21 protein-coding genes are annotated in these 21,575 nt (G+C 30.4%); 5 read left to right on the top strand and 16 right to left on the bottom strand.

Features of this window, described 5'->3' with window-relative positions; translation table 11 throughout:
* Window positions 1–127: 127 nt before the first annotated feature.
* The 3 genes from KPL37_RS08090 to KPL37_RS08080 all read right to left on the bottom strand — a co-directional run bounded on the left by KPL37_RS08090 (window position 128) and on the right by KPL37_RS08080 (window position 2,449).
* On the bottom strand, window positions 128–511 hold the full coding sequence (locus tag KPL37_RS08090) for a DUF1523 family protein (protein ID WP_216147706.1): 384 nt from the start codon (window positions 509–511) through the stop codon (window positions 128–130).
* Window positions 512–650: 139 nt separating this feature from the next.
* Window positions 651–1,130: an ankyrin repeat domain-containing protein gene (locus KPL37_RS08085; RefSeq protein ID WP_216147703.1), complete on the bottom strand. Its 480-nt coding sequence runs from the start codon at window positions 1,128–1,130 to the stop codon at window positions 651–653.
* Window positions 1,131–1,306: 176 nt separating this feature from the next.
* Entirely contained in the window at window positions 1,307–2,449 is a 1,143-nt protein-coding gene (locus tag KPL37_RS08080) for an aldo/keto reductase (RefSeq protein WP_216147700.1), read from the bottom strand.
* Between the two features lie 74 nt (window positions 2,450–2,523).
* On the opposite strand from KPL37_RS08080, the gene KPL37_RS20060 reads away from it, so the two are divergent.
* Window positions 2,524–2,646: a hypothetical protein gene (locus KPL37_RS20060; protein ID WP_281418644.1), complete on the top strand. Its 123-nt coding sequence runs from the start codon at window positions 2,524–2,526 to the stop codon at window positions 2,644–2,646.
* A gap of 58 nt (window positions 2,647–2,704) precedes the next feature.
* Here KPL37_RS20060 and KPL37_RS08075 read toward each other — a convergent pair whose 3' ends face one another.
* Window positions 2,705–3,109, bottom strand: a complete 405-nt coding sequence (locus tag KPL37_RS08075) for a hypothetical protein (protein ID WP_216147697.1) — start codon at window positions 3,107–3,109, stop codon at window positions 2,705–2,707.
* 209 nt (window positions 3,110–3,318) lie between these two features.
* On the bottom strand, window positions 3,319–4,554 hold the full coding sequence (locus tag KPL37_RS08070) for a transglutaminase domain-containing protein (protein ID WP_216147694.1): 1,236 nt from the start codon (window positions 4,552–4,554) through the stop codon (window positions 3,319–3,321).
* Between the two features lie 268 nt (window positions 4,555–4,822).
* On the opposite strand from KPL37_RS08070, the gene KPL37_RS08065 reads away from it, so the two are divergent.
* Window positions 4,823–5,290 carry a GreA/GreB family elongation factor gene (locus KPL37_RS08065; protein WP_216147691.1) on the top strand — a complete coding sequence of 156 codons (468 nt, stop codon included), beginning with the start codon at window positions 4,823–4,825 and terminating at the stop codon, window positions 5,288–5,290.
* A 125-nt stretch (window positions 5,291–5,415) separates the two neighbouring features.
* Here the strand turns inward: KPL37_RS08065 and KPL37_RS08060 are convergent, their stop codons facing one another.
* Together KPL37_RS08060 and KPL37_RS08055 are read right to left on the bottom strand one after the other, a co-directional pair.
* On the bottom strand, window positions 5,416–6,387 hold the full coding sequence (locus KPL37_RS08060; RefSeq protein WP_216147688.1) for a 2-keto-3-deoxygluconate permease: 972 nt from the start codon (window positions 6,385–6,387) through the stop codon (window positions 5,416–5,418).
* An 87-nt stretch (window positions 6,388–6,474) separates the two neighbouring features.
* Window positions 6,475–7,647 carry an NAD(P)-dependent malic enzyme gene (locus tag KPL37_RS08055; RefSeq protein ID WP_216147685.1) on the bottom strand — a complete coding sequence of 391 codons (1,173 nt, stop codon included), beginning with the start codon at window positions 7,645–7,647 and terminating at the stop codon, window positions 6,475–6,477.
* Between the two features lie 239 nt (window positions 7,648–7,886).
* On the opposite strand from KPL37_RS08055, the gene KPL37_RS08050 reads away from it, so the two are divergent.
* Both KPL37_RS08050 and KPL37_RS08045 read left to right on the top strand, forming a co-directional pair.
* Window positions 7,887–9,467, top strand: a complete 1,581-nt coding sequence (locus KPL37_RS08050) for an ATP-binding protein (RefSeq protein WP_216147682.1) — start codon at window positions 7,887–7,889, stop codon at window positions 9,465–9,467.
* The gene (locus tag KPL37_RS08045; protein WP_216147679.1) at window positions 9,464–10,162 is read left to right on the top strand and encodes a response regulator; all 699 of its coding nucleotides are present in this window, start codon (window positions 9,464–9,466) and stop codon (window positions 10,160–10,162) included. The genes KPL37_RS08050 and KPL37_RS08045 overlap by 4 nt, the downstream gene beginning before the upstream one ends.
* 139 nt (window positions 10,163–10,301) lie before the next feature.
* On the opposite strand, the gene KPL37_RS08040 is transcribed toward KPL37_RS08045, so the two are convergent.
* From KPL37_RS08040 to KPL37_RS08005, 9 genes are all read right to left on the bottom strand, one after another.
* Entirely contained in the window at window positions 10,302–11,051 is a 750-nt protein-coding gene (locus tag KPL37_RS08040; protein ID WP_216147676.1) for a hypothetical protein, read from the bottom strand.
* Window positions 11,051–11,746 (bottom strand): ABC transporter ATP-binding protein, encoded by a 696-nt coding sequence (locus KPL37_RS08035; RefSeq protein ID WP_216147673.1) that lies wholly within the window; start codon window positions 11,744–11,746, stop codon window positions 11,051–11,053. Before KPL37_RS08035 ends, KPL37_RS08040 begins: the two co-directional genes overlap by 1 nt.
* The gene (locus tag KPL37_RS08030; RefSeq protein ID WP_216147671.1) at window positions 11,739–12,116 is read right to left on the bottom strand and encodes a GntR family transcriptional regulator; all 378 of its coding nucleotides are present in this window, start codon (window positions 12,114–12,116) and stop codon (window positions 11,739–11,741) included. The genes KPL37_RS08035 and KPL37_RS08030 overlap by 8 nt, the downstream gene beginning before the upstream one ends.
* A 101-nt stretch (window positions 12,117–12,217) precedes the next feature.
* On the bottom strand, window positions 12,218–12,934 hold the full coding sequence (locus KPL37_RS19705) for a sensor histidine kinase (RefSeq protein ID WP_246578182.1): 717 nt from the start codon (window positions 12,932–12,934) through the stop codon (window positions 12,218–12,220).
* Window positions 12,935–13,032: 98 nt separating this feature from the next.
* The gene (locus tag KPL37_RS19700) at window positions 13,033–13,458 is read right to left on the bottom strand and encodes a hypothetical protein (RefSeq protein ID WP_246578181.1); all 426 of its coding nucleotides are present in this window, start codon (window positions 13,456–13,458) and stop codon (window positions 13,033–13,035) included.
* A 4-nt stretch (window positions 13,459–13,462) separates the two neighbouring features.
* Entirely contained in the window at window positions 13,463–14,152 is a 690-nt protein-coding gene (locus KPL37_RS08020; RefSeq protein ID WP_216147668.1) for a response regulator transcription factor, read from the bottom strand.
* A gap of 153 nt (window positions 14,153–14,305) precedes the next feature.
* Window positions 14,306–16,498, bottom strand: coding sequence for a serine hydrolase domain-containing protein (locus KPL37_RS08015; RefSeq protein ID WP_216147665.1), 2,193 nt, complete (start codon window positions 16,496–16,498; stop codon window positions 14,306–14,308).
* An 84-nt stretch (window positions 16,499–16,582) separates the two neighbouring features.
* On the bottom strand, window positions 16,583–19,090 hold the full coding sequence (locus KPL37_RS08010) for an ABC transporter permease (protein WP_216147663.1): 2,508 nt from the start codon (window positions 19,088–19,090) through the stop codon (window positions 16,583–16,585).
* Window positions 19,091–19,104: 14 nt separating this feature from the next.
* Window positions 19,105–19,791, bottom strand: coding sequence for an ABC transporter ATP-binding protein (locus tag KPL37_RS08005; RefSeq protein ID WP_216147660.1), 687 nt, complete (start codon window positions 19,789–19,791; stop codon window positions 19,105–19,107).
* 364 nt (window positions 19,792–20,155) lie between these two features.
* Between KPL37_RS08005 and KPL37_RS08000 the strand changes: the two genes are divergently transcribed.
* The gene (locus tag KPL37_RS08000; protein WP_216147657.1) at window positions 20,156–21,367 is read left to right on the top strand and encodes a hypothetical protein; all 1,212 of its coding nucleotides are present in this window, start codon (window positions 20,156–20,158) and stop codon (window positions 21,365–21,367) included.
* Window positions 21,368–21,575 lie beyond the last annotated feature (208 nt).

Genomic DNA, 21,575 nt, shown 5'->3' with positions numbered 1-21,575 from the left:
TCAGATTCCACCTCACGGTGGACACCCTTGTCTTAAGCTAACGGTTAGCACTATCGGCCCCCGTATCGGACTTTCACCGACGAGTAAACGCCCATGCCGGGCACACTAAAAGGGATAAGATAGCATGCTATTTTACCCCTTTAGCTTTTATAATATTTTGATAAGATGATAGTATTGGTATACTGAGTCCATATGCTTTAATTTCATATTTTTTGTTGATTTTAAGTCCCCAATACAAATCTTCTGACAGCATTTTAAATTCTAGTAGACTATTATCATTTTTAAATACCCTTATATCACCATTTTGCATTTCCGTATAAATTAAATACATATCCTTATTCTCATGTTTTATTATCCGTTTACTCTCAATTGTTACTACATAAGTATTTCTAAAAAAATGCGGAAAAAATATAATTATACCAACTATTGTAAAAAAAATAATAATTATTTTTACAAGCATAAATCCAGAAAAGTTTTTATATCTAAATAGATGAGATATTCTTTTTTTCATAAAGTCTCCTTTATTTTATTAAATTCATCTACTTTAATTATTACTCCTTTTTCTATACATTAGAACATAATATTTGTAAATTTTTTTACCTTATTTTTTATAATACTATTTTTATAATATAAGCAACAAATCATGTAATTTAATTAGGTAAAATTGCTACTATATATTTTGCAACCTCTATAGCAGTTTCATCAATTTCACCATCTCCAGCGTAAACCATAGTGTTAGCATTCGCCCCTTTGCTTAATAATAAATTCATCATACCCTCACTTCTAATCACAGATAGTGGAGTACTCTTATGATCATCCATAGTATTTAAATCTGCCCCTTTACTAATCAAATATTTCACAATATCTTTATTATCTATTTTAACTGCATGTTCTAGTGCCGTTTCTCCCCCATTATCTCTATAATTAATTTTTATACCATTTTGTATTAATATTTTTACGGATTCAAGATCATTTTCTTGTATTGATGTAAATATTTTTTCTTGATTTATAACCGCTGATGTTTGGCTATTGATTTTATAACTTGTTTTTCTATTATTTTCATATATTATTATGAACATCAGAGACATGATAATAAAACCGCTTAATAATACTAATAATATTTTTTTCATATTTTGTTTTCCTCCATCATCATACCCATTATATGTAAAATACTTTGATTTAACTAGTTCTCTTTTTTCTCTTACATTCCTCTATTATAAAATAAACTTTATTTAAGTCGGCCTAAACTAAAAATACTGGCATATCATAATATAATTATGATATGCCAGTATTAATTTCTTATATTCTATTCAAATAAGGCTTTAACATTTTTTAATTCTGCACGGATTGAAATTCCTTGAGGACAATGAGTTTCACATTTACCACACTCTACGCAATTTGATGCTCTTTCCTTTTGTGGAACTGCTAAAGAATAATTCTCTTCTTTGTCAAACATAAAATGATTATTATAGAAAGTGAAATTTTTAGGAATATTTACGCCTACCGGACATGGCATACAATACTCACAGGCTGTACAGCTAACTTTTACTTTTTCTTCAATAACAGTTTTAACCTTAGTAACTATCTTTAATTCTTGATCTGTTAATGAATTAACTTTGACCTTACTTGCCGTTTTTATATTTTCTACAATTTGATTCATTTCATTCATTCCGCTTAATATAACTGACACTTCTGGATGGTTCCAAACCCAACTTAAAGCCCAATCTACAGGGGTTCTTTTAATATCTGCTTTGTTAAAAACATCTATAGCCTCTTTTGGAAGATTAGCTGCGAGTTTTCCTCCTCTAAGCGGTTCCATAATTGTAACTCCTAACCCCTTTTTAGATGCATACTCTAAGCCTTCTGTTCCAGCCTGGAAATTTTCATCTAGATAGTTGTATTGGATTTGGCAAAAGGACCAATCATAATAATCTACTATTTCTTTAAAAAGAGGAAGTTTATCATGGAATGAAAATCCTGCATATTTTATTCTTCCATCTTTTATAGCTGCATCTAAAAACTCAGAAATTCCAAGATCTTTGAGCGTTGCCCAAGTATCAACATTAAGAGCATGTACTAAATAAAAATCTATGCTATCTGTCTCAAGTCTCTGTAATTGCTCATTTAAGTATTTATCCATATCTTCTCTTGTTTTTATAAGCCAGCTAGGTAGTTTCGTAGCAAGTTTAACTTTCTCTCTATATCCATCTTTTAAGGCCTTTGCTACAAAGGGTTCACTTGCTCCTGCACTATTCATACCCGTACCATGGTACGGATAGGCAGTATCTATATAGTTAACTCCTTCATCAATTGCAAATCTGACAAGCTTTATTGCTTTATCATAATCAATTTTAGATTGATCTCCTCCTGGAAGTATTGGAAGCCTCATACAACCAAAGCCCAAAGCTGAAACCATTTCATTTGTCTTTCCAAACTTTCTATATAACATTATAGTTCCTCCCTTAAATAGATAATAAAATTTTCTTAATCTTAACATTCTCTTAATATCATTTTAACATAGTTATGATATTCTTTATATATGAAGAAAGGGGTGTAATTTATATGAATAATGAAAATAAATTTGTTATTAGTAAAGATGTTATTGATGAATGTCTTGCTGAATCTGTAGAAAAATCAACCAAATAAAAAACAAGTCTAATATTAACAATATAAGACTTGTTTTTATTTTAATCTTTACTAATTACTACATATATTTATCATAAATGCTACAGAACCCTTTAAGAAAACCTATATAGAACTCTTGTGGAATATCAACTTCTGGAAATAATTTTGAAATCCTATCAAACTTATTAACTGCTAAAACATTAATATTTTTAATGATATTCGGTAATAATCCCTTCTCTAAAAGATTAAGGTATGAAATTAGTCCTACTTCGAAACCATTTAATTCATAAGGATGGATTTCTCCTTGCTTCTCGTCCTCATAATAAGATTCAACGAATTGGTGAATAACTGACAAAGAATCCTCTTCACTGTCTTCAATTTCGTCGCTTTCTCCACTATAATTATTTTCTTCAATTTCTTCAATATTTTCTGTGACTATATAATTTTTTTCCTCTTCTTTTTTCCATTCAATTATTTTTCCCATTAGCGATACCTCCTTGTTTCAAATTTTCAAGTTCTATTTCTTGTTTTATTTACTATACTATCATTAATATTCAATTCAATGATATATTGCTATTAATATTTTTAGACATAAAAATACCCCCCTTTCTTGCAACAGATTCTTTTAAAATCCGTCCACTTTAAGGGGAGCATATAAACACTTAATCTGTAGATCTATCTTTTGTAGATTTTTTATTTACTCCTTATCATGATTGCAACTGATTCTAGTTTATTTACTGAGGTTCTAGTAATATAAAGTTTGCTACCTTTAGTCTTAAATGCAGCAAATAAATATGAATGTCCTTTACTTACAGTTGCCTTAGATATTGGTTTACCACCTTTTGTTAATGCAGGATTTATAGAATAAACATTAACTATGTCTCCTGCTAATAATCCCTTCACACATACTTTACCCCTTGCGACTGAAACATAGCGAGGAATCAAGCTTACACTTTTCTGCTTTGCAACATAAAGTTTAGAAGCTACCGGAAATAATGTCTTATCCCAACTGTGATCTACTCTCATCTCTGCATCGCTACGTAAAGAATATGTTTCTGTTACTCTACCATTTATATCGGGTATTGGATCATTCCAAGTTGTATCCAGGTGATACCAACTCCCCCCTACCATTACCATGTTCCAAGCATGACTTTCACTATCAACACCATTATATGCGGTTCCTGTTATTATTCTAGCCTGGAGCCCTGCATCTTCTAGCATTCTATATGCTAATAATGCATACCCCTGACATACTGTCTTACCACTTCCAAGCAACCCCTCATAAGCAGAAAAATTTGTTAGTGAAGTATCATAAGTTAATTTTTTGCAGATGTAAGAGTTTATGGCCTTTACCCTTTGACCTTCAGTCATATCAGATGTTATTATTTGTCCGAGCATCTCTTTTACCTTTGCCTTTACCTGATTTTCTTGTTCCTTGGTTTCTAGGTACTCAAATGTGTAAGTCACATCGAACTTATTATCACCAAAGCCTGTTGTACTATAAGCGTAAGATTTCAATAAATTCTTTTCATAGTCATTTCCACCTGTCTTAACTGTTGTCAAAACAGCATTTTGCATGAAACTTATACTATCACCTACATTTTTAGATCCTGTATAATTAATATTCACCTCGGAAACTCTATTAGATATAGCATAATTTACTTTTGCTTCAAATTCATTAATAGTAGTAACATTATATGTTGCCACCACTTGAGGTTCATTAGTTGAAGTCGTTGTATAAGCATTACTAAGATTATGAATATAATTACTCTCTTTTAATTTGTTACTTCTAACTAAAGAAACCGAACCGGTTATATTCTTACCATTTATTTGATTTGCAAACACTAAGGACCCCATACTTGAAACCGATACAATTAAAGTTATAATTAAAGACAATAATATTCGTCTTACTTTTTTACTTGTTTTCATATAATCTCCCCCTACTTTAGATGATAATGCATTGATACTCCCCTTATAAAATAAAAGTATGTACCTTTTCCTCCTTAAATGCAAAACTATTTATAATACGAACTTTTCATTTTTTATAAATCCATTATAATTATATCATAATAATTTATAACTTATGCTATTAAACTATTGCATCTCTAATACAATTTATGTTTATTAAACTGTGCTATAATTGTGTTATTTAACATATAAAAACATTTAATAATAAGAAATAAAAGAAGATGAAAATATGAATAATAAACTTACTAAAAAAGATATTGAAGAGCTCCAAAAAGAATTTAATTATCGTAAAGGTCCACTAACAATGGAAATTGCCCATGAAAAAATGGTAGCTGCAGCACATGGTGATAGAAGTGAAAATGCTGAATATAAAGCTGCAAAATCAAATATGTACGATAACTTTAAAAGAATGGGTTATTTAATAAAAATGATTAGAAGTGCTGAAATTATAGATGACGTTATAGATAATACTGCTGGTGCAAATATAGGAAATAAGTTACTTATAAAATTTGAAGGCAGTGACAATATAGAAGAAATAGAACTTGTAACAACACTTCAAGTAGATATAATAAATGGTAAATTTAGTATTGAATCTCCAATAGGAAGAGTGTTATTTGGAAAAGTAATAGGAGATACAGCTTACGTGGAGTCCCCTGATGGAAATTATAAAATAGAACTTGTAAACATAATTAAGTAACAAGCACAAAAAATTATAACAGCCAATTTATATATATAACTATAAATTGACTGTTAAACAAACCCTAATTCATTTTTTATGTCTATAATATTCACTAACTCTAAAGTGTTTTGGTATATATTTTATTATGCAGCAGGTCCATTAGCTAATTTTTTCATTTTATTTTTACTCATTAATTTAAATGCATACGAAACAATAAATGGACAAAGGATAGCAGATATTACACATGACGCTGCAACTTGCGCTGTGGCTATTGTTGCAATCGCCACTAATGATGGATCTGCTCCTGCAATAATAGCTGGCGTCGCTACAGCATTTCCTGCAGTTGACCCTGTTGCTAGTCCTATTATAGGCTCTTCTTTAAATAATTTAAGTAGTACATAAGCTCCTATTCCAGTAAATGAAGCTATTATTCCGAGTAATATTCCAGGACCTCCAGCTTTTACAATAGTTGAAAGATTCATTCCTGCACCTAATGGGAAAGAAAAGAATGGAATTAATAACAATCCACTGCTACCAAGGAACTTTCTCATATCAAGATCAATATTTCCTAAAATCATTCCTATTAAAATTGGAACTAATACTGCTACAAGTGCCATAAAAGGAACTTGAGCAAGTCCTGATGCACCTAATGCAACTAATGTAAAAAATGGACCATCTTTTAAAGAAAGTAATGCATAAGCTCCCACATCAGTTTCATCACCATATTGTGAAGCAAGAGATGCATATAATCCACCATTACAATTTGTTAATCCTGAAAGGATTGCAAGTGGTGATAAACCGAGTACTCCAGCAGGACCAAAAACTTTTCCTACAAATATACCAATACCAGCACCTACTATAAATTTACCTGTTATTAATAGTGCACCTTTTTTTAATGCCTTTGGTGCTAAATTGAAATTAATTTGTGAACCAATTAAAAACATAAAACAAGCCAAAATTGGTGTTGATGCCCCTTTACTAAATAATCCTGTTGTAAAGCCCCCAATTTTTAAGAATTGCGGAAAAAATGTATTAACTAATACTCCTAAAAAAAGTGGAACAACCATCATACCACCTGGGATTTTATCGATAGTTTTCTTAATTGGAATTTGCATTTTTTTGACCCCCTATTTTTATTAATCGGGGAACACACCTTTCCTTTCATGTGTTTACCCCTTTTCTCTGCAAATGTGTCCCATTATTTATATTCTTGCTACCCCTGTTTCTCTTGCAGCTTTCGCAATTGCTTCTGCTACTTTTGTTGCTACTCCCTTGTCTAATGCACTTGGAATAACGTTATTTTCATTTAAGTCTTCATCTTTTATATAATTTGCAATAGCATACGCTGCTGCAAGTTTCATTTCTTCGTTTATTTCTTTTGCTCTAACATCTAGGGCACCTCTAAATAGCCCGGGAAATACAAGTACATTATTTACTTGATTTGGGTAATCAGAACGTCCAGAACCAGCTACTTTTGCACCAGCCTTTTTAGCCTCATCTGGCATTATCTCAGGAGTTGGGTTAGCCATTCCAAAAACTATAGAATCTTTATTCATAGATTTAACCATATCAGCTGTGACTATTCCTGGAGCTGATACTCCAATAAATACATCTGCACCTTTTAGGGCATCACTCAGATTTCCTTTTATATTTTCTGGGTTAGTTATTTCTGTAAGAGCTGTTTTGGCATCATCGATTTTTTCCATTCCTCTGTAAAGTATTCCTACCTTGTCACAGGCAATTAGATTTTTAACTCCTGATAATAGTAAAAGTTTTGATATTGCCGTTCCTGCAGATCCTGCACCGTTTATAACAACCTTTAAATCGCAAAGTTTCTTTCCAACTACTTTAGAAGCATTAATGAGTCCCGCAAGAACTACAATAGCGGTTCCATGTTGATCATCGTGAAATACTGGAATATCTAATATTTTTTTAAGTTTCTCCTCTACCTCAAAACATCTTGGAGCACTAATATCTTCTAAATTTATTCCACCAAAACCTGGAGAAATAAGTTGTACTGTACGAACGATTTCATCCACGTCTTTTGTATCTAAGCAAATTGGAAAGGCATCTACGTTTGCAAATTCTTTAAATAGTATTGCCTTACCTTCCATAACTGGAAGTCCTGCTTTAGGTCCTATATCTCCAAGCCCTAGAATAGCAGTACCATCTGTAACTACAGCAACCATATTACCTTTTGCAGTATATTTGTATACGTTTTCTTCATTTTCATGAATCCTTCTACAAGGTTCAGCAACACCAGGTGTATATGCAAGTCCCAAATCTTCTCTTGTTTCTACTTTTACCTTTGATTTTATTTCAAGTTTACCTGTGTATTTTTCATGCATTTTCAAACTTTCTTCAAAATAATTCATTTAATATCTCTCCTCTTTATTATATTATTTATACGTTTTCATGTTTAATATTTATGTTTTATTTGTTGATATCATCATAACAACAAATTCAATATAATTAAATATTTAGAAAGTTTAAAATTCTTTGTGGTCATTAAAAAAACTTTGTGTTAATTTTAACACTATATTATTCAGAACTGGATATGTTATAATTTCTGTAAACGTATCACCTAGCCCATAAGATATAAGAGGAGATAAATATGAAATTAAAGACAAAAATCACTACTACTGTAATAGGAATTTTACTTTTGACTATTGGAAGTATATCTATACTTTCTTTTAATCAGATGAAAATAATACTTAAAGATCAGTTTGGACGCAACCTTTTGGATGTTGCAAATTCTGTCTCAATGAGTTCTCTTGTACAAAATTATTTAACGAGTAAGGATCAAATTAATGGCCAAAACCTAAACAATCAGATAGAAGCAATAAGAATTAAAACTAAAGTTGAATTTATTGTAGTAATGGATATGAAAGGAATAAGATATTCACATCCTACTAAAGATAAAATAGGTAAAAAATTTCAAGGTGGAGACGAAAAACGGGTTCTTACAACTGGAGAAGAATACGTATCTGAGGCAAATGGCAGTTTGGGACCATCACTTAGAGTATTTACTCCTATATTAAAGGATGGAAATCAAATTGGAGCAGTAGCCATAGGCAGCCCCGTTAATGAAGTTTATAATGAGATTTATTCAAAGATTGGTAGATTCATACCTTTTATACTACTCGGATTAATTTTAGGGGTTACTGCTGCAACTCTTTTATCTTCTAATATTAAAAAAGCCATTTTCGGTTTAGAACCAGAGGAAATAGCGCTTATATTAAAAGAAAAGGAAGCTGTTATTGAAAGTGTGAAGGAGGGCATTTTGGCTGTAGATAAAAAAGGAAGAGTAACCTTATTTAATAAAGCAGCTGGAGAAATACTTGAACTAACAAAAGAAGACATAGGAAAACCAATTGCAAATCTTTCTTATGAACATAAAGTTTCTGAAGTGCTGAAACTCGGAAAGTATTTCGAAAATATAGAAATGAAAGTACGACCAGGCCTAACAATATTTTGTAAATATAATCCTCTTAAAAATGATAAAAATGAAGTCATTGGACTTGTAATGAATTTTAGGGATTTAACCGAAGTTAAAAAAATGGCAGAGGAACTTACCGGAATAAAAAAAATGACTTGCTCACTAAGGGCACAAAATCATGAGTTTATGAATAAACTCCATGCTATATCTGGAATGATACAACTGGGTGAATACACACAGGCCGTGAATTTCATATCAAATGTTTCTAAAACTCGAAAAGATATTAGTAGTATTCTGCAAGGTCAAATTAAAAATGTATATATTGCGGCATTATTACTCTCAAAATATAATAAAGCAGAGGAATCTAGAATAATATTTGAAATTGATTCAAATTGTAAGTTAGATGGACTACCGGAAGATATGCGAGAAGATGAATTAGGATCTGTTATTGGAAATTTGATAGAAAATTCTTTTGATGAGGTAACTACAGATGGCAAGGGATTTGTACACTTTAAAATTTTCAAATTAGATAACAACTTAAAAATTCAAGTAAACGACAATGGTTCAGGTATACCTATTGAAATGAGAAATAAGATATATGCTATAGGGGCTACTACAAAAGTCGGTCAGCGTGGAGTGGGTATGTATGTTGTTAAAAAAATTATTGATGAGATGCAAGGTCATATTGAATTTAGTATAGATAATGGAACCTGTTGGGATATAAGCATTCCAATGGAAAGGAGTCTAAACCTATGATTAAAGTTATGATTATTGAAGATGACCCTATGGTGCGAGATATCAATACAAAATTTTTAAATCGAGTTGAGGGATTTCAATTAATTAAAGCTGTTAGTAATCTTACAGATGCACAGAGCTTTATAAAAAAACACAAACTAGATTTAGTTTTACTTGATATCTATCTTCCTAAGGAAAATGGGATAGATTTTTTAAAGTGGCTTCGCACTGAAGATATTGAAGTTGAGGTTATTTTAATTACTGCAGATAAAACAACAGACCGAATTCAGGAGGCTTTTCGATATGGAGCACGAGATTACTTAATTAAACCCTTCACTTTAGAGAGATTTAAAGAATCCCTCTCTAAATTTAAAAATAGATATTATCATTTTAAAAAGGAAAATGTAATTGAGCAAGCCGAACTTGATAAATATATTTTAACTAGTACAGAAATCGATATTGAAGAAAATAATAGTAATTCTGATTTAGCAAAGGGGCTAAATAGATATACTTATGATACAATTTGGAAACAAGTTCAGCAAATAGGAGATAATTATACATCACCCGAAGAACTGGGTGAAATACTTGGAATTGCAAGGGTCACATGTAGAAAGTATTTAGAATACATGAACAAAGAAGGAAAAATTGATATGTTAATTGAATATGGTAAAATTGGAAGACCACAGCACAAGTATAAGATAAATCATATTATTTAAAATATATAGCAACTTTTCTACTAATTATTATGATTCTTATTTTACTAAAGTTTTTGCATAAAAAAAGTAACACTCCCGAAAATAAAGGAGTGTTACTTTTTTAATGTCTTTAATAAATGATATTTTAAACTAAATAATTCTATGAGAGATCCAATTTCTTATCTATTAAATAAGATGAGGTCATAAATAATCCAATAAAAACAATAATATCAAATATAGTTTGAGCAATATTAACAGTAAACGCAGCGCTTGAAGTACCAAAATTCATTACATTACCATTAGTTATTGTAAAATTACTCAAGTTCAATGTTTGTGGCAATATCGTCATAAGTTTAAATGACAACCAACTTATTAATGATGATATTATTATAAAAATTATAAATGAACCTACCTTGCCTATTTTTTTGCCTTTTAAAGCTACTTTTCCGATAATCATACAAAAGTATATAATAGTTAAAGAAGAAATAATCATCCATATATAACTAATTATATATTCTATCATTTCACTAGCCTTAATATCTTTTAAAAAGCTAAAGTCTATTTTCTCAGTTACCGTTAAATAGAGCATCAAAATAGTTACAATACCAACAATGGATATTTGAATCAAAGCAGCTATAAGCCTTGATGCCATTATTGACGTGCCAGATTGAGGGAGTGTAAATAATAGGTACCCTGAATCACCATACAAATATTGACTCAATATTTTTAGTGAGACTATAAATATTACTATCATTGAACCAATAGTAAAACACGCAGATAATGCTGGTACTGCAATTGTCCACGTACCCTTCTTTGTCATAAGAAGTAAGCTAGCAATTATAACAGTTATACAAATGCCAATTATGGTCAAAAAATTTGCTCTTAATTCATATTTTACAAGTTTAAACATTACTGAAATACCTCCCTATACAATTCATCGATTGACTTTTTCCTGCTTGTTCGTAATTCCTCTGCATTTCCCTCAAGCACTATTTCTCCCTCAGATATAAATGCTACGTCATCAAAAATACGTTCTATATCATTTACAAGGTGAGTCGTAATTATCATGGAGCTATCCTTACTAAAGTTACTAACTATAGCATTAAGTATCTTTTCTCTAGCAGTGGGATCTACACCACCGAGTGGTTCATCAAGTATATAAAGCTTAGCTTTTCTTGATAAAACCAATGAAAGCTTTAACTTTTCCTTCATTCCCTTTGATAGGCTTTTTACAACGTCATTTTCATCAAGATTCATAAACACCAGTAATTCCGCAGCTTTTATCTCATCAAAATCAGAATAAAAGTCCTTGAAATATTTCAATGCATCCTTTACTTTCATCCACTTTAAAAGATACTCATTATCGGGTAGATACGAAACTACAGACTTTGTATGGACTCCAGGTATATGATCATCTATTAAAATTTCTCCTTTAGATTGATGTAATATTCCGGCTGCAATTTTTAAAAAAGTAGTTTTACCACTCCCATTTGGGCCAAGAAGTCCTACAATTTTTCCTAGCGGTATATTTAGGTTTACACCTCGTAAAGCTTTTTTATTCAAATATGATTTACGTATTTCTTTTGCTACTAATATATTATCCATTTTGTTTTACCTCCATAGTTTCTTTGGAAACAGATTTAATTATTTCATTATCATTAAAGCCTAAATTCTTCATTCTAAGTATAAAAGAATCTATAACTTCTTTTGCCATTTCTCTTTTTAACTCATCTACCATATCTTCCCTCTCACCCACAAATGTCCCTGTGCCTCTTTGGGTATAAACAATTCCAAGTCTTTCAAGTTCTTGATAAGATCTCTGAAGCGTATTCGGATTTACATTCATGTTCGTTGCCATTTCTCTTACTGACGGTAATTTATCATTAGCTTTCAATTTCCCAGTAACTATATTCATTTTTATGATGTCCATAATTTGTAGATATATAGGCGTTTTGTCATTAAATTCTGTAACCATTTTCTATCTCCTTTCGCCATGTTGTTGACGTTCCAGTGAACTATGTTAATAGTACACTAGAACATTGGTAATGTCAATATGGAGATTGTTGTAAATATTCATTAAAATTTAATAAATGTAATAGTAAACATAGTTCCTATATTCACCTTGCTTTGCACCTCAATTATTCCGTTATGTGCTTCAATTATAGATTTAGAAAGGGACAGTCCTATTCCAATAGAGTCACTTTTCCTTGCGGTCTTTGCTTTATAAAAACGTTTAAAGATATTTGGCAAATCAAGCTCCGTCATTCCTTCTCCTGTATCCTCTATTGTAACCCTTGTATATAATGGGTTTTCCATAAGCGTAAGTTTTACACTTCCCCCTGGCAGAGTATGTTCTATACCATTCTTAATAATATTAATAAATGCTTCCTCAAGCCACAAGACATCATGATTAAAATTTATTTCTTCTTTTTCATTAAATATAATCTTAACCTGGCATTCAATTGCCCTGCTTTCTATTGCATCCATTGAATCATGAAGCGTTTCATTTAAACTTTGTTCTTCTTTTACAATTTCTATGGCTTTAGCATCGAGCTTTGCAAGTTTGAGCAAGTTTTTAATTAACCAATTCATCTTCTCAAGTTGGTTTTGATTGTTTAATAAAAATGTTTGGTTTTGGACGGGTGATAGCTCCTTTGTAACCATAATATCATTATATAAGATCACTGATGATAATGGAGTTTTTAGCTGATGGGATATATCAGATAATAAATCCACTAAAAATTGTTTTTCTAGTCCCAGCTCACTTAAATTACTTTTGATAATTCCCCTCATGGAATTAAATGAAATTGCTAATTTCGAAAAATCTCCTTCCCGATTTTCATTAATAGCTATGTCATAATCTCCTTCAACTACGTTTTTTGCAGCAATGGTTAATTTTCTAATCCTTTTATAAAAAAACTATATTGAAAATAATTAAGTACTAATAATATGGTCGACATAAAAACAAAGATTAATATAGTTGAGTAATTATTTTTTATTATAGTTGTACTAACATATGGGAAAAGTTCATCTTCTAAATCTTCTGTTAGACCATACTCCTTTAAAAAAAATTTCCCCCGTGTAGCCTCTTCTTTTGAAACCTCTTTTGTAATAAGAGGTATTATTTCCTTCTCCATTTTAGGATCTTTTGCTACTACTCTTTGCGCAATTGCTCCTAAACTTTTTATGTAATCATTCTTTAAGTTATCATGATGTGATTTTAAACTTAATGATGTAATGATCAGAAACAAAGTCATTATAAATAATAAAGTAACTGTACTTATTTTAAGTTCTGAATTAATAAAATATTTTTTCATACATCTACCCCACATCCTTATTCCACTTATACCCTAGTCCACGTTTATTTATTATATACTCTGGCTGTCTTGGATTATCTTCAATTTTATCTCTTATTCTTTTAATATAAACTGATAGAGTATTTTCATCAAAAAAGGGATCCTCGCCTTCTAGTAATTGACTTAATATATCATCTCTCTTCATCAAAATATTAGGTTTATTCATAAATATTAATAAAAGCTTGTATTCTTGAGCCGTTAGATTTATGACTTCCCCATTTTTTCTTACTGTTCCTTTTATATTATCAACAAATATGCTTCCACTTTTCATAAAGCTTTCTATGGACATATTTTTAGAGTTGCGCCTTATAGCAACCTTTATTCTTGATAAAAGCTCCCTTACACGAAAAGGTTTTGTTATATAATCATCTCCACCTATTTCAAGGCCTTGGACTATGTTAACCTCATCATCAAGAGCTGTCAAAAATATTATAGGAACCTCACTACTTTCTCTTATGTACTTACATAATTCATATCCATTTCCATCAGGCAAGTTAACGTCTAATAAAATTAAATCAAATGGTTCACTATGAAACAAGTCTTTCCCACCTTCTACTGTGGATGTTCTAGAAACCTCATATCCCCCATCTTTTAAAGAAAATTCTATACCAAGAGCCAATGATTCATCGTCTTCAACTAATAATAATCTACTCATGCAATTCACCTCATCTTAAAAATTGTATTGTAATTATACCTTTATGATACATCACTTACGTATTTACGCAAACCAATCTCATAGAGATTCAAATTAGAAAAGAGAAGATTAACAACAATCTTCTCTAACTATCTGGATTAAATTTTTTCTATCTTATTCCTTATATTCAATATTAAACTCAGCCTTTGCATCACCTAAAAATACGATTGTTCCATCTTTAGGTAATGTAACTTCCTTAGTATCTGAGATTAGAGAATCATCTACTAAAACTCCATAACTATCATAAACTACGACAGCAGCATTTTTCGGTATTTTTACTGTGATTTTCTTGTTAACTGATTCAGCACCTATTTTATACCATCTAGCATATCCATCTTTATTAATTGTACATGTGAATTTATTTTTTATTGATAAATTTTCAATTACATCTTCTTCTACAAAAATATAACCACCTGCACTTAGGTATTCAAATTTATCCTTTTTATAAAAGGTGTAATCAACTAAATCACGTGACAACACACCTGGCCCATTTAAAATAGCAATAGCTGAATTATCATCTACAATTCTATTTAATCCCAGATATCCTTCAAGCCCTTTTGTAAAACTAACTTGTGTATTAGGAGATGCCATCATATATACTAATGAGGAGTATTTCTCATTTAATAAAAAGTATTTTTTACCATCCCTTTTTGCCCAAGCCTGTGAAACACTTTCTGTTAATTTATTTACATTCTCCTTTTGCGCTATATACATATTAAATATTGTCTGGCCTAGTAATGGAAGGCTTTGACAACTTGTCTGTTTAAGATATATTTCTCCATTTGTCTCTTCTACGAATTTGAAACTTGTCGCTCCTTCGCTAGACACAAACGTTCCATCCTTTGTATAAACAAAAGTTTGAGAGCCATTTTGAGGTACCTGCGGAAATGATAAACTTAATATACCTGTTTTATCAATTTTGATATCAATAAATCCTGACGGTGATACATATAAGCCCTCATATTTTTTCACCTCTGTTGGAACAGTTGTTTTTTCTGGTGCGGTAAATGTCTTATCTTGCTTGATTCCATTAATAGCACCCTTTTCTTTTAATGCAGCAAGAAGTATTTCTTGGGCAAGTATTTGATCATAGCTACTACTTCCACTAGAACTTACAACAGCCACTGCCATATTTTGTTCTGGTAAAACAGTCAAATTACTGTGATAAAGAATACTATCTCCGCCTTTAGATAATGCCTTTATATTATACTGATTGAATGGATAAAGATTTACGCTATCCCAACCTAATCCATATCCCAATGTATTATCAGTGTCATCAGTCCAAACACCATTTAGATATTCCTTATTCTCCATTGCTTTTATTGATTCTTGTGAAAGAATTCCATTTGAATTTTTAGTGAATGTTGTTGCAAAAGTACATAAATCTTCTGCACTAGAATAAACCCCACCAGCACCAATAACATTTAAGTTTTCTACAGGTAAATAATTAGAAATTCCTTTATAATATGTCTTAGCTAATCTATCTCTATCAAATTCACTAACTGGTGTCTTAGTATCCTCCATTTTAAGAGGACTCACAAAATTATTTGTTATATAGGTTGTATAATCAATTCCTGTCACATGTTCCACTAGAATTTGAGCAAGGGTAAAACCATCATTGCAGTATACGCTGTAAGCACCAGGCTCTGCTTTGAGGCGTTGCAACTTTAATTGCTCTAAAAAAGTATCATGGGAATACGTATCGTTATCTCCAAAAAGAAGTGAATTAGAAAAACTAGATCCCATTAAGCCTGATGAATGATTTAGTAACATTCTGACTGTTATATCTTTGTATCTATCATCTGCCATTTTAAAATCTTTAATATATTCTGTAATTGGAGTATCCAATTTAATTTTACCCTCATCCACTAATTTCATTACAGCAGTTGTTACAAACATCTTACTAACTGAGCCTATACCATACATATTATCAGCTGTTAATGCTTTAGTATTTTCTTTTGAATATATACCTGAATTACCAGATAATACAATCTTACCATTATCTATTAATGCATATTGTACACTTAAACTTCCGTAATCAGTAGTCATATAGAAAGCTTTTTTCTCTGCAACAGCTTTCGTATCAGTGTAATCACTTGTTGAAAAACTTTTAGCCTTATTACTGTTTTCTTTCTTTAATACTAATTCGCTACTAGTTTTAGTTTGTAATTTCCCAGGAATTAAGTCATATGCAGATTTTATTGTCAATGGTCCTATTGATGTGTTGTTTATAGCTAAAGCTGTCATTGATGATGTACATATTAGCATGATTAATGACAATGTAACTATACGTCTTTTCATCTTCATTTTTATAAGTCCCCCTTATGTTTATGAATATTGTGTGACAATATTATATTAACATAAAATACTGGAAGATTGTTACTTAAATGTTTAAAAATCTTCTCTGACTGATTGAATTAAATTCGATTTTTTAATTCTTGATAATGGTGATAATACAGATATATATCCAATAATAAGAGAAGCTGCAGTTGCAATACTTATTGCTTGCCAAGGAACCATCCACCCAAATTCTCTAAAATTACCCATTGATTTAAATAGTAAATATGATATCCCAGTTCCTACAATACAACCGTAAACTGCACCAACAATTCCATATAAAAGTCCTTCAAGCACTATCATTTTCTTTAACCCCTTTTGAGTTAAACCAATTGATTTTAATGTAGCGAACTCTCTTTTCCTAAGGATAATGTTAGTTGTTAATGTATTTACAATATTAACACTGCCTATTAGAGATACCACCAACACAAATCCATATAATAATATTTCAATCATTAATATTGAAGATTTGCTTTTTCTATTGTTATCTATATTATTTATTACCATTAAAGAAGCATTTGATTTTATTATATTTTCTATACCAGATTTACCTACCTCTTCATTTTTCACATCCTTTAGAACTATGTTTAAAGCAGTAGGTTTAATATTTTTTACACCTATTAAACTTTCACCCATTTTCTCTGTTGTAATTATTTTAAGTCCATCTGAGTCTCCTCTATAATTAAAAGGGTCACTACTCAAAATTGCCATGATTTTTACTTTCTTCAATTTATTCTTATCAAATTTTGTGTTTAGTTTACTTAATTCACTGCCTCCATTTGCATCATAGTGAAGATCTATTTCATCTCCTACTTTTAAATCTGCTATTGGTCCAAAATAATTATTTTTTGTATTTTGATCATATACTACATTCTTGTTAATTAAAATTACTCCATTTTCCTTATTTAACTTTTCTATATCAATATTTCCTGCTTGTAAATATTTTTTAGAAACCTCAAGGGAGTCCTTATCATATATAGCAATTGAACTTTTTATAAGGGTTTTTTCCACTCCATCTAAAGTTGTCTTTTGATATATGTTTCCTATATCCTCAATTTCTTTAACCTTACTACTTTTGTTAACTAACCCATCGAAATAATATGGGTCGTATACTCTATACCCCTTATCAACTAACTTCATTTTTTTAATATTATCTTCTGTTTTATTATCTATTACTGTTTTTTCTGTATCTTTACCATTACCTACAACTGAGAAGTGAATATTGTTTGATTCATTAAGATCACTTGATATATTAAGCGACATATCCATGAAGGATTTAAATGTAACAAATAACACCACACTTATCACTATAGAAAAAACAGTTATTCTATATCTTTTTTTATTTCTCTTTATATTTTTAGCAGCTAATGCTCCTTCAAACCCAAATATTCTTTGAATTATTCTATTTTTTCTTCTCTTTATTTTCTCCTTTGTTATAGAAGTTCTACCACTTATAGCATTTAGTGGCGAAATTCTTCCTGCAAAATATGCCGGCACGAGTGCTGATATATATATTGCGAAAAGCCCCACAGCTGAACTTATTCCTAATATTATAGGTGATATTGAAACTTTCATAGGAATAACTGAATCTGCACCTATTAACTTAAATGCTAAAATTATTCCATTTATCGCTATAAGACTACATATTAGTCCTAACGGGATAGCTATCGCTGCTAGTATTGTTGCCTCTCTTAGGACGATCTTTCTAATCTGCCTTGGGGTAGTTCCAATTGCTCTTAAGAGACCAAACTGCTTAATTCTTTCCACAATACTTATTTGAAATGAGTTATATATTACTGCTATTGTTGATATTAAAACTATTCCAATAATTATAGATATTGCTACAAGTAATCCTCCCATTCCTGAATTACCCTCTCCTGCCCCCTGCAATTGTATCAATATTTCATTTGGAACAACTGAATTTTCATCTCCTAACTGCTTTAATTCATTCAGAGCAGTTTTTAAATTTGTTTTTGGACTTATCTCTGCTAGTAACATAGATTTTTGAATATCTAGTGTATTATCTTTTAATAATATTATTCCAGTGCCATCCATTTGGCTTGATATATTATCTTGTAATATACCTACAAGAATATACTCTTTATTATCAATTTTAACTTTATTGCCTACCTTAGTGTTATTACTAATATATTTTAATTCCCACTGCTCCATGGCTATTTCGTTTTGTTTCTCTGGCAACCTGCCAAGTTTAGTTTTATAAGGAAATAGTTCTAATGCCTTATCCGTTGCAGTTATTATATCAGCAACTAATTTATCATTTATTTTAACGCCCGCTTTTATTGTATACGATCCACTCCTTGAAACCTTAGGGTTATTCGCTATTTTAGTTACTAATTTTGCATTTGCTTTTTTAAATACTAAATGGTACGAGCCATAATTATTTTTTGCATCTTGTATCGCTGCATCCTGCATCCCTTTAAAAAAGAGTCCAATTGTTGATATAAGTGCAACAGATAACATTATTCCAATAATCGTAAGCACCGTTCTTTTCTTATTTTTCTTTAAATATTTCCCTGTAAGCTGTTTATAACTAGTTATCATGTTTTCCCTCCTCCCTAATTTATTTTCAAGTTTTTGTCTGTGGTTATTTCACCATCTTCAATGGTAATTACCCGGTCTGCCATATTTGCTATATTAAGGTCATGTGTAATAAGTATTAGTGTTTGATTATATTTTTTAGCTGTAAACTTTAATAATTCCATAACATCTTTTGAATTTTTAGTATCAAGATTTCCAGTTGGTTCATCTGCAAGTATTATTGATGGTTTATTAAATACAGCCCTACCAATTGATACCCTTTGCTGTTGTCCCCCTGATAATTCCGATGGAAGATGATTTTTTCTCGCCTCTAGTCCAAGTACCTTGATTAAGTCCTCTAAATAAACTTTATCCACTTTATCATTGTCGAGTAGCGCAGGAAGAGCTATATTTTCTTCTACATCTAAAATAGGAAGTAGGTTATAGAACTGAAATACAAAACCTATTTTTCTACGTCTAAACACTGCAAGTTTTTCTTCCTTGTAATCATAAATACTTTCTCCATCAATAACTACATTTCCCGAAGTTGGTCTATCAAGTCCACCCAGCAAATGAAGAAGTGTACTTTTTCCAGAACCTGATGCCCCGACAATTGCTACAAATTCACCCTTATTTATTATTAAATTTATATTTTTAAGTGCCTCCACCTTATTTTCACCGGTGCCATAAGTTTTATTTAAATTTTCTACCTTTAAAATCTCCATTTATCTCTCTCCTTTTTTCTTTTCTGATTACCATAAACATATTATACAACTGGCACATCCTTCACTCCATATCACTTTACTTACAACTAAAAAATTAATCTTACAATCTAGTAAGATAACTGCTTAAAATAGCCGCTCGCACTATTGGTTATATTTAAAAAAATTAGTATAGATAATTTCCCTGAATTGTTTGTGTAATCCTTGTGATTATAATATAATATATGTAATTAGTCTTATTTGAAAATAGACTATAATAAAAGACTGTATAGAAAAAAGAGTATATAAAAAGGAAGTGATTAATTTAGTGAGTTATAGTACTTTTGTACTTTTGGTGCTTTAGTACCTTGCAAGCTAAAGATAATATATGAAAATTGTAGATGTGATAAATCAAATAAATAAAATAGGTGAAGAAACGAAAGATAAAACTGCTCCTTTTCAAGTATTAAAAACATTCAAAAGTGGTCGTTCTGAGGCCGGAGTATTTATGGTTGAATATGGACCTGCAAACCGCGTAGGTATTTTAAAGGTAACTAAAAGTAATGAAGGAAAGGTATTTCAGAAAGCTTATGAATTGGCATCAACTAACAATATGCAAAAATATATTGCCAAACTTATAGCTAGTTATAAAATTCAAGATAAAAACAAAGCTATATTATATGTTAACTTATATGACTTAGCAGGAGATGATATATACAATAGTGAGACATTTTTGGACAAAATTCTAAATGAAGATGAACTTAAAGATAGTATAATATCTTCAATAACTAAATTTTTATTTACTTGGAATAAAGAACATGTTAAAAAATTCATTTCCCCAATAGAAATCATTAAAAATGAACTTTCATATAGATACATGGATAACAAATATGTACAAGCTTTTAAATCAATTGGGATAAATAAAAACATAAAATGGATATCTTTAGATGGAACTGACGTTATACTCCCTAACCCCTATTATTATTTTAATAATGAAAATGTTTGGGGTGATTTAACGGTAACTTGTCTTACTGCATATGCACATGGAGATTTTCAAGGAGATAATATTATTATAACTGAAGATAAACCTGTTATAATTGATTTTTGTGATCTTATAGAAGATTGTAACGTTTTTCATGATCTTCGATATCTTGAGTCTATAACTCTTGGTGATTGTTTAGAAATTGATAAAGAATGCGATAGGGAATTATGGAGTAAAGTTTGTGAGAGTTTAAGTTTTGGAATAACAGATATAGACCTTCCTCAAGGACGTGGTATGAGTCTTATAAGGCAGCTTATGTCAAAGCTTAGACAAAACGTAAAATTAATTGTATCTGATAGTCGTAATAGTCTTTATGATCCATCATTTCATTTAGCTGGTACAGCTTCAGGGTTAATTAATATGAGAAAATACACAAGTGTTAATAAGAAAAAAGCTGCTTTCATATATACAGCATTTAATCTTAAAATGTTCTTAAAAGATGAAGCTGTTAATATGTATGATCCTAAATTAGATTCATGTGTAGTCTTTAATTGGAAAAATCAAAAATTAGGAAACAAACATGTTGTTTTAGAGCCTTGCTCTACTACAGTAAGCTAGATAAGATAATATAAATGAGCAATAATATTTCTTTAATTATTGCTCATTTTTTATTTAAAAGTTGCAAGTTTGTCAAAATATAATAAATTCATTATCAGTTGGAATATTTTTGTTAATTTGGCACATACTATACCTAGAGGCACAGCTATAATTATATGATTGTATCTCCAAACTAATAACTATTAAAATTAAAAGATATTCTAATTAT

Origin of the sequence: Clostridium frigoris (assembly GCF_018861865.1) — a bacterium.
Classification (GTDB): domain Bacteria; phylum Bacillota; class Clostridia; order Clostridiales; family Clostridiaceae; genus Clostridium_AD; species Clostridium_AD frigoris.
Note: the sequence above shows the minus strand (reverse complement) of the source record. Positions and strands in the feature narration are given on the sequence as shown.

Excerpts from the sequence above, each read along its gene's own strand:
- KPL37_RS19700 (WP_246578181.1), bottom strand. The coding sequence starts at position 13,458 with ATGAAAAAATATTTTATTAATTCAGAACTTAAAATAAGTACAGTTACT.
- KPL37_RS08010 (WP_216147663.1), bottom strand. The coding sequence starts at position 19,090 with ATGATAACTAGTTATAAACAGCTTACAGGGAAATATTTAAAGAAAAAT.
- KPL37_RS08070 (WP_216147694.1), bottom strand. The coding sequence starts at position 4,554 with ATGAAAACAAGTAAAAAAGTAAGACGAATATTATTGTCTTTAATTATA.
- KPL37_RS20060 (WP_281418644.1), top strand. The coding sequence starts at position 2,524 with ATGATATTCTTTATATATGAAGAAAGGGGTGTAATTTATATGAATAAT.
- KPL37_RS08000 (WP_216147657.1), top strand. The coding sequence starts at position 20,156 with ATGAAAATTGTAGATGTGATAAATCAAATAAATAAAATAGGTGAAGAA.
- KPL37_RS08085 (WP_216147703.1), bottom strand. The coding sequence starts at position 1,130 with ATGAAAAAAATATTATTAGTATTATTAAGCGGTTTTATTATCATGTCT.
- KPL37_RS08080 (WP_216147700.1), bottom strand. The coding sequence starts at position 2,449 with ATGTTATATAGAAAGTTTGGAAAGACAAATGAAATGGTTTCAGCTTTG.
- KPL37_RS08090 (WP_216147706.1), bottom strand. The coding sequence starts at position 511 with ATGAAAAAAAGAATATCTCATCTATTTAGATATAAAAACTTTTCTGGA.
- KPL37_RS08075 (WP_216147697.1), bottom strand. The coding sequence starts at position 3,109 with ATGGGAAAAATAATTGAATGGAAAAAAGAAGAGGAAAAAAATTATATA.
- KPL37_RS08045 (WP_216147679.1), top strand. The coding sequence starts at position 9,464 with ATGATTAAAGTTATGATTATTGAAGATGACCCTATGGTGCGAGATATC.
- KPL37_RS08050 (WP_216147682.1), top strand. The coding sequence starts at position 7,887 with ATGAAATTAAAGACAAAAATCACTACTACTGTAATAGGAATTTTACTT.
- KPL37_RS08035 (WP_216147673.1), bottom strand. The coding sequence starts at position 11,746 with ATGGATAATATATTAGTAGCAAAAGAAATACGTAAATCATATTTGAAT.
- KPL37_RS08020 (WP_216147668.1), bottom strand. The coding sequence starts at position 14,152 with ATGAGTAGATTATTATTAGTTGAAGACGATGAATCATTGGCTCTTGGT.
- KPL37_RS08015 (WP_216147665.1), bottom strand. The coding sequence starts at position 16,498 with ATGAAGATGAAAAGACGTATAGTTACATTGTCATTAATCATGCTAATA.
- KPL37_RS08030 (WP_216147671.1), bottom strand. The coding sequence starts at position 12,116 with ATGGTTACAGAATTTAATGACAAAACGCCTATATATCTACAAATTATG.
- KPL37_RS08055 (WP_216147685.1), bottom strand. The coding sequence starts at position 7,647 with ATGAATTATTTTGAAGAAAGTTTGAAAATGCATGAAAAATACACAGGT.
- KPL37_RS08040 (WP_216147676.1), bottom strand. The coding sequence starts at position 11,051 with ATGTTTAAACTTGTAAAATATGAATTAAGAGCAAATTTTTTGACCATA.
- KPL37_RS08060 (WP_216147688.1), bottom strand. The coding sequence starts at position 6,387 with ATGCAAATTCCAATTAAGAAAACTATCGATAAAATCCCAGGTGGTATG.
- KPL37_RS19705 (WP_246578182.1), bottom strand. The coding sequence starts at position 12,934 with ATGAGGGGAATTATCAAAAGTAATTTAAGTGAGCTGGGACTAGAAAAA.
- KPL37_RS08065 (WP_216147691.1), top strand. The coding sequence starts at position 4,823 with ATGAATAATAAACTTACTAAAAAAGATATTGAAGAGCTCCAAAAAGAA.
- KPL37_RS08005 (WP_216147660.1), bottom strand. The coding sequence starts at position 19,791 with ATGGAGATTTTAAAGGTAGAAAATTTAAATAAAACTTATGGCACCGGT.